We start from the raw sequence: 6,778 nt of genomic DNA on the forward strand, positions 1-6,778 counted from the left end.
CCCGACCAGCCCGACGGTTTCTGACCGGCCCGAAAGGGGCAGCATGACCACTTCTGACCTGTACGAGAAGGCGACCTCCAAGGTCGAGACCCTCATCGAGGCCCTTCCCTGGATGCAGGAGTTCGCCGGGCGGGTTCTCGTCATCAAGTTCGGCGGCAACGCCATGGTCGACGCCGAGCTCTTCGAGGCGTTCGCGTCGGATATCGCCTTCCTCCGCTACGCCGGCATCAAGCCGGTCATCGTGCACGGCGGCGGACCTCACATCTCGCGGATGCTCGGCAAGCTGCGCATCGAGAGCGAGTTCAGGGGCGGCTACCGCGTCACGAGCGAGGAGGCCATGGATATCGTCCGCATGGTGCTCGGCGGGCAGGTCGCCAGGGAGCTCGTAGCCGCGATCAACGAGCGGGCCCCGATCGCCGTCGCGACGAGCGGCGAAGACGCCGGCCTCTTCCAGGCGCGGCGGAAGAAGCTCCTCATCGACGGCGAGACCGTCGACCTCGGCTTCGTGGGCGAGATCGAGACGGTCGACCCCACGGTCGTGAAGGCGGATATCGCGGCCGGTCGCATCCCCGTCATCTCCTCGATCGCGAGCGACATCGACTCGCCCCGCAAGGCGCTCAACATCAACGCAGACCGGGCCGCCTCCGCCCTCGCGCAGGCGCTCGGCGCGGCGAAGCTCATCATGCTGACCGACGTCGCGGGACTCTACGGCGACTGGCCCGACCTCGACTCGCTCATCTCGGAGATCAAGCTCGACGAGCTGCGCGCCCTGCTGCCGACGCTCTCTGCTGGCATGATCCCGAAGGTGCAGGCCTGCATCGAGGCGGTCGAGGGTGGCGTCGACCAGGCCGCCATCATCGATGGCCGTGTCCCGCATTCGATGCTGCTGGAGATCTTCACCACCGAGGGCTTCGGCACCAAGGTCTCCGCGTGAGGCACGTGCACCTGCCCGCTCAGCGCCCGATGATTCGACTTCGCCGCTCCACCCACCGAAAGGCCAAACCGTGATTCGCCACTTCCTCCGCGACGACGACCTGACCCCCGCCGAGCAGCGCGAGGTGCTCGAGCTCGCTGCAGTGCTCAAGCGCGACCGCTTCTCAGCACGTCCGCTCGAGGGCCCGCGCAGCGTGGCAGTGATCTTCGACAAGACCTCGACGCGCACGCGTGTCTCGTTCCACGTCGGCATCTCCGAGCTCGGTGGCTCGCCGCTCATCATCTCGACCGCCTCCAGTCAGCTCGGCGGCAAGGAGACGGCGTCCGACACCGCCAGAGTCCTCGAGCGCCAGGTCGCAGCCATCGTCTGGCGGACCTATGCGCAGAGCGGCCTGGAGGAGATGGCCAACGGAGCGCTCGTGCCGGTCGTGAACGCGCTGAGCGACGACTTCCACCCGTGCCAGCTGCTCGCCGACCTGCTCACCGTCAACGAGCACCTCGGCGACCCAGCCGGCCGCACGCTGGTGTTCCTCGGCGACGGCGAGAGCAACATGGGGCATTCCTACCTGCTCGCCTGCGCCACGGCGGGCATGCACGTTCGCATCGCCGCCCCCGTCGGCTTCCAGCCGCGCCCCGACGTCGTCGCCGATGCCGAGCGCATCGCCGCCGAGACGGGTGGCTCCGTGGTGGTCGGCGACGACATCGACACGCTGGTCGCGGGGGCAGACGTCGTCGTGACCGACACCTGGGTCTCGATGGGCCGCGAGGACGAGAAGCAGTCCCGCATCGACGCGCTCAGCGCCTACCGAGTCACCGAGGCCACGATGGCGAACGCCGCCACTGGCGCGATCTTCCTGCACTGCCTGCCGGCAGACCGCGGGTACGAGGTCGACGGAGCCGTCATCGACGGCCCGCAGTCGGTCATCTGGGATGAGGCGGAGAACCGCCTCCACGCCCAGAAGGCGCTGCTCGTCTGGCTTCTCGCCAAGGCCGCGGCCTGACCCGCGCATCCACCCCACATAGACTGAACACACGACTCAAACGCTAGGAGCATTGATGACGGAACGCGTCGTTCTCGCATACTCCGGAGGTCTCGATACCTCCGTCGGCATCGGATGGCTGAAGGATGCCACCGGCAAGGACGTGGTCGCTCTCGCGATCGACGTCGGCCAGGCCGGTGAGGACATGGAGCAGGTGCGACAGCGAGCGCTCGACTGCGGCGCTGTCGAATCGGTTGTCGTCGACGCGCGCGAGGAGTTCGCGAGCGACTACATCGTCCCGGCGCTCAAGGCGAACGCCCTCTACCAGAAGCGCTACCCGCTCGTCTCCGCGCTGTCCCGCCCGCTCATCGCGAAGCACCTCGCGAAGACCGCTCGCGAGCTCGGCGCAGACTCGATCGCGCACGGCTGCACCGGCAAGGGCAACGACCAGGTCCGCTTCGAAGCGGCGGTCGCGGCTGTCGCACCGGAGCTCACCTCGATCGCACCCGTGCGCGACCTCGCGCTCACTCGCGACAAGGCCATCGTGTACGCGCAGGAGCACAACCTGCCCATCGAGCAGTCGAAGAAGAGCCCGTACTCGATCGACCAGAACGTCTGGGGTCGCGCCGTCGAGACCGGGTTCCTCGAGGACCCGTGGAACCCGCCGATCGAGGACCTCTACACGTACACGCAGGATCCTGACCTGACGCGTGAGCCCACCGAGGTCACGGTGACGTTCGAGCAGGGCGTCCCGGTGAAGATCAACGGGGAATCGCTGACGCCCATCCAGGTCGTCGAGCTCATGAACAAGCTCGCTGGCGACCAGGGCGTCGGCCGCATCGACGTCGTCGAGGACCGCCTCGTCGGCATCAAGAGCCGTGAGATCTACGAGTCCCCGGCCGGGCTGGCCCTCATCGAGGCGCACGAGCACCTCGAGGACCTGACGATCGAGCGCGACGTCGCCCGTTTCAAGCGCGGGATCGAGGCCGAGTGGTCGAACCTGGTCTACGACGGGCTCTGGTTCTCCGGTCTCAAGCGGTCGCTGGACGCGTTCATCAACCACACGCAGGAGCACGTCTCCGGCGAGGTGCGCATGACGCTGCACGGCGGTCGCGCGGTCGTCACCGGCCGCCGTTCGGATGAGTCGCTCTACGACTACAGCCTCGCGACCTACGACACCGGCGACACGTTCGACCAGTCGCACGCCAAGGGATTCATCGAGCTGTGGAGCCTTCCGTCGAAGATCTCGGCTCGCCGCGACAAGCCGGAACTCTGAGCATGGCTGCATCCGAGGGCGCCTCGAAGTCCGGGGGAGTGACCACGCCGGGAGCTCTCTGGGGCGGTCGCTTCAGCGACGGGCCGTCCCCGGAGCTCGCGCGGCTGTCCAAGTCGACGCACTTCGACTGGCAGCTCGCGAAGTACGACATCGCCGGCTCGCGAGCGCACGCTGGTGCGCTCGCGGCGGCGGGATACCTCGATGACGCCGAGCTCTCGGGCATGCTGGACGCGCTGACCGAGCTCGAACGTCGCGTCGTGTCCGCCGAGTTCGTGGCGGCCGACGACGACGAGGACGTGCACGGCGCCCTGGAGCGCGGTCTGATCGAGATCGCGGGTCCGGAGCTGGGCGGCAAGCTGCGAGCTGGTCGCAGCCGCAACGACCAGATCGCGACGTTCGTGCGCATGTACCTTCGCGATCACAGCGCGATCATCGCGGAGCAGGTCGAGACGCTCGTCGAGGTCCTCGCCCAGCAGGCGGAGCAGAACATCCAGGTCATCATGCCGGGGCGCACGCACCTGCAGCACGCGCAGCCGGTGCTGCTCTCGCACCACCTGCTCGCTCACGCATGGCCGCTCCTTCGAGACCTGGACCGCCTGCGCGACTTCGATCGCCGGCTGGACGAGTCGCCCTACGGCGGAGGGGCCCTCGCGGGCTCCACCCTCGGTCTCGATGCGGTCCGCGTCGCACGCGAGCTGGGCTTCGCATCCTCATCCCCGAACTCGATCGACGCGACGGCGAGTCGTGACCTGGTCGCGGAGTTCGCGTTCATCGCGGCGCAGATCGGCATCGACCTGTCGCGCTTCTCGGAGGAGATCATCCTCTGGAACACGAAGGAGTTCGGCTTCGTCACGTTGCACGACGCGTACTCGACCGGGTCCAGCATCATGCCGCAGAAGAAGAACCCCGACATCGCGGAGCTCGCGCGCGGCAAGGCAGGTCGCCTCATCGGCAACCTGGCTGGCCTCCTCGCGACGCTCAAGGCACTCCCGCTTGCGTACAACCGGGACCTGCAGGAGGACAAGGAGCCGATCTTCGACTCCGTCGAGACGCTCGAGCTGGTGCTCCCCGCCTTCACCGGCATGGTCGCGACGCTCACCTTCCACGGTGAGCGCATGCGCGAACTCGCACCGCAGGGCTTCTCGCTCGCGACGGATGTCGCCGAGTGGCTGGTGAAGCGGCAGGTCCCCTTCCGCATCGCGCACGAGGTGTCCGGCTCCATGGTGCAGGCAGCGGAGTCCAAGGGCGTCGACCTCGATGGCTTGACCGACGAGGAGATCTCGGCCGTGTCCGAGCACCTGTCGCCGGAGGTGCGCGAGGTGCTCTCGGTCGACGGGTCCGTGGCAACTCGCGATGGCAGGGGCGGTACGGCACCTGTCCGCGTCGCTGAGCAGATCGTCGAGCTCCGCGAGCGGCTGGCAAAGCTCACATCCTAGGTGTCCGCGTGGATGACGATTTCCGCGCGGCCCTTCTCGAGGGACCGCTCTCGGCAGCAGACGCGCTGCTGGGGGCGGTCCTTTCGCGTTCGGCCCCGGACGGCACGGTCTCGGTGCGCCTCACCGAGGTGGAGGCGTATGCCGGCTCCGGGGATCCCGGGTCGCATGGCTTCCGGGGTCGGACGGCGAGGAACGCCACGATGTTCGGGCCGGCAGGTCACGTCTACGCGTATCGCATCTACGGGCTCCACACGTGCATCAATGTCGTGGCGGGGGAGTCGGGCACCTCATCCGCAGTGCTCCTGAGGGCAGGCGAAGTGGTCGACGGCGTCGAACTCGCGAGAGCCCGCCGCGGTGCGGGGCGCCGTTCCGGGACACCCGTGCGCGACCACGAGCTGGCTCGTGGGCCCGGGAACCTGGTCAGGGCCCTCGGCGCGACCTTCGGCGATGACGGTGCCCGGCTCGATGAGGCGCCGTTCGCGTTGGTTTCGGGCGAACGCTCCAGCAGAGGGGCTGTGGTGCGCGGGCTCCGCGTCGGCGTGGGCGCTCCCGGTGGTGCTCTGCCGTTCGACTGGCGCTTCTGGATCGACGGAGACCCGTCCGTTTCGCGCTATATCGCGCACAAGTCGCTCCGCGCGGGGCGGCGCTGAGGCGGCAGGTGCTTGATACGGTTGCCCGGTGACTACGCGTGATCTGACGACCCAGCAGAACGACACCACCTTCGAGCATGTCATCGACGAACTCGAGTGGCGCGGGTTCATCCACGTCTCGACCGATCTGGCCGAGCTGAAGGCGCGGATGGACGAGGGGCCGATCACGTACTACTGCGGTTTCGATCCGACCGCCCCGAGTCTCCACCTCGGGCACCTCGTGCAGCTGATCCTCCTCCGTCGACTGCAGCTCGCGGGCCACAAGCCGCTCGGCCTCGTCGGCGGGTCGACGGGACTCATCGGCGACCCCCGTCCCACGGCCGAGCGCACGCTCAACTCGCGAGAGACCGTCGCGGAATGGGTCGAGGGGCTGCGCGGACAGATCGACGGCTACCTGTCGTTCGAGGGCGACAACGCGGCGCGCATGGTGAACAACCTCGACTGGACGGCGCCGCTCTCGGCGATCGACTTCCTGCGGGAGATCGGCAAGCACTTCCGCGTCGGCTCCATGCTCAAGAAGGATGCCGTCTCTGCGCGACTGAACTCCGAGGCCGGCATCTCGTACACGGAGTTCAGCTACCAGATCCTGCAGGCGATCGACTTCCTGGAGCTGCACCGGAACTACGGCTGCGTGCTGCAGACGGGTGGCAGCGATCAGTGGGGGAACCTGACCTCCGGCGTCGATCTCATTCGGCGTACCGAGGGTGCGAGCGTCCACGCGCTCGGAACACCGCTCATCACGAACTCGGATGGGACGAAGTTCGGCAAGAGCGAGGGCAACGCGATCTGGATCGATGCCGACCTCACGAGCCCGTACGCCTTCTACCAGTTCTGGCTCAACACGGACGACGCCGATGTCATCGCGCGGATCAAGATCTTCACGTTCCTGACGCGCGCCGAGATCGCGGAGCTCGAGAAGCTCGTCGCAGACGAGCCGTTCAAGCGCGTCGCCCAGAAGACGCTTGCCTCGAAGGTGACGTCGCTGGTGCATGGACAGGAGGCGACCGACGCAGTCATCGCGGCCTCGGCCGCCCTCTTCGGACAGGGGGAGCTCACCGCGCTCGATGGAGACACGCTTCGCTCTGCGATTCTCGAGCTCCCGAACGCGGAGGTTGCCGATGGAACGCTGGTCGCTCAGGCTCTTGTCGACACCGGGCTCGCGAAGAGCCTCGGCGACGCGCGTCGCGGGATATCCCAGGGCGGCGTCTCGCTCAACAACGAGCGGGTTGCCGACGAGGCTTCGATCGTGAGTGCATCAGCAGCGCTGGCCGGCGGCGTCGCAGTCCTGCGTCGGGGCAAGAAGACCCTCGCTGGCCTGGTTTTCCGGGCCTGACGGGGGAGCGGGCATGCATCGACACGCCCGGGATGCGCCCTGAGTTGTGCGCCGACCCCGCCCTGCGTAAAGTAATCACTCGTCAGGCCAACGGAGCGAAACGCGAGAGCGGGTCGCACGGGCCGGACAGTCCGAAAGAAAGATCAGCATCTGCCACTTGTTCTTGCAAG

General features: G+C 67.7%; 6 protein-coding genes. All 6 read left to right on the forward strand.

Annotation, left to right across the window (positions count from 1 at the left end; translation table 11 throughout):
* Positions 1-43 precede the first annotated feature (43 nt).
* The 6 genes from argB (at position 44) to tyrS (ending at position 6,608) form a co-directional block, all read left to right on the forward strand.
* A complete protein-coding gene (argB, locus tag C5E06_RS06660; RefSeq protein ID WP_104240904.1) occupies positions 44-934 on the forward strand; it encodes an acetylglutamate kinase in 891 nt (296 codons plus the stop codon).
* 70 nt (positions 935-1,004) lie between these two features.
* Positions 1,005-1,934, forward strand: a complete 930-nt coding sequence (gene argF / locus C5E06_RS06665) for an ornithine carbamoyltransferase (RefSeq protein ID WP_104240905.1) — start codon at positions 1,005-1,007, stop codon at positions 1,932-1,934.
* Between the two features lie 55 nt (positions 1,935-1,989).
* Positions 1,990-3,189, forward strand: a complete 1,200-nt coding sequence (locus C5E06_RS06670; protein ID WP_104240906.1) for an argininosuccinate synthase — start codon at positions 1,990-1,992, stop codon at positions 3,187-3,189.
* A 2-nt stretch (positions 3,190-3,191) separates the two neighbouring features.
* Positions 3,192-4,625 carry an argininosuccinate lyase gene (gene argH, locus C5E06_RS06675; RefSeq protein WP_104240907.1) on the forward strand — a complete coding sequence of 478 codons (1,434 nt, stop codon included), beginning with the start codon at positions 3,192-3,194 and terminating at the stop codon, positions 4,623-4,625.
* Between the two features lie 8 nt (positions 4,626-4,633).
* The gene (locus tag C5E06_RS06680; protein ID WP_104306375.1) at positions 4,634-5,275 is read left to right on the forward strand and encodes a DNA-3-methyladenine glycosylase; all 642 of its coding nucleotides are present in this window, start codon (positions 4,634-4,636) and stop codon (positions 5,273-5,275) included.
* Between the two features lie 28 nt (positions 5,276-5,303).
* A complete protein-coding gene (tyrS, locus tag C5E06_RS06685) occupies positions 5,304-6,608 on the forward strand; it encodes a tyrosine--tRNA ligase (RefSeq protein WP_104306376.1) in 1,305 nt (434 codons plus the stop codon).
* Positions 6,609-6,778 lie beyond the last annotated feature (170 nt).

The sequence above is a fragment of the Pseudoclavibacter sp. RFBI5 genome (genome assembly GCF_002931395.1).
Classification (GTDB): Bacteria; Actinomycetota; Actinomycetes; order Actinomycetales; family Microbacteriaceae; genus Pseudoclavibacter.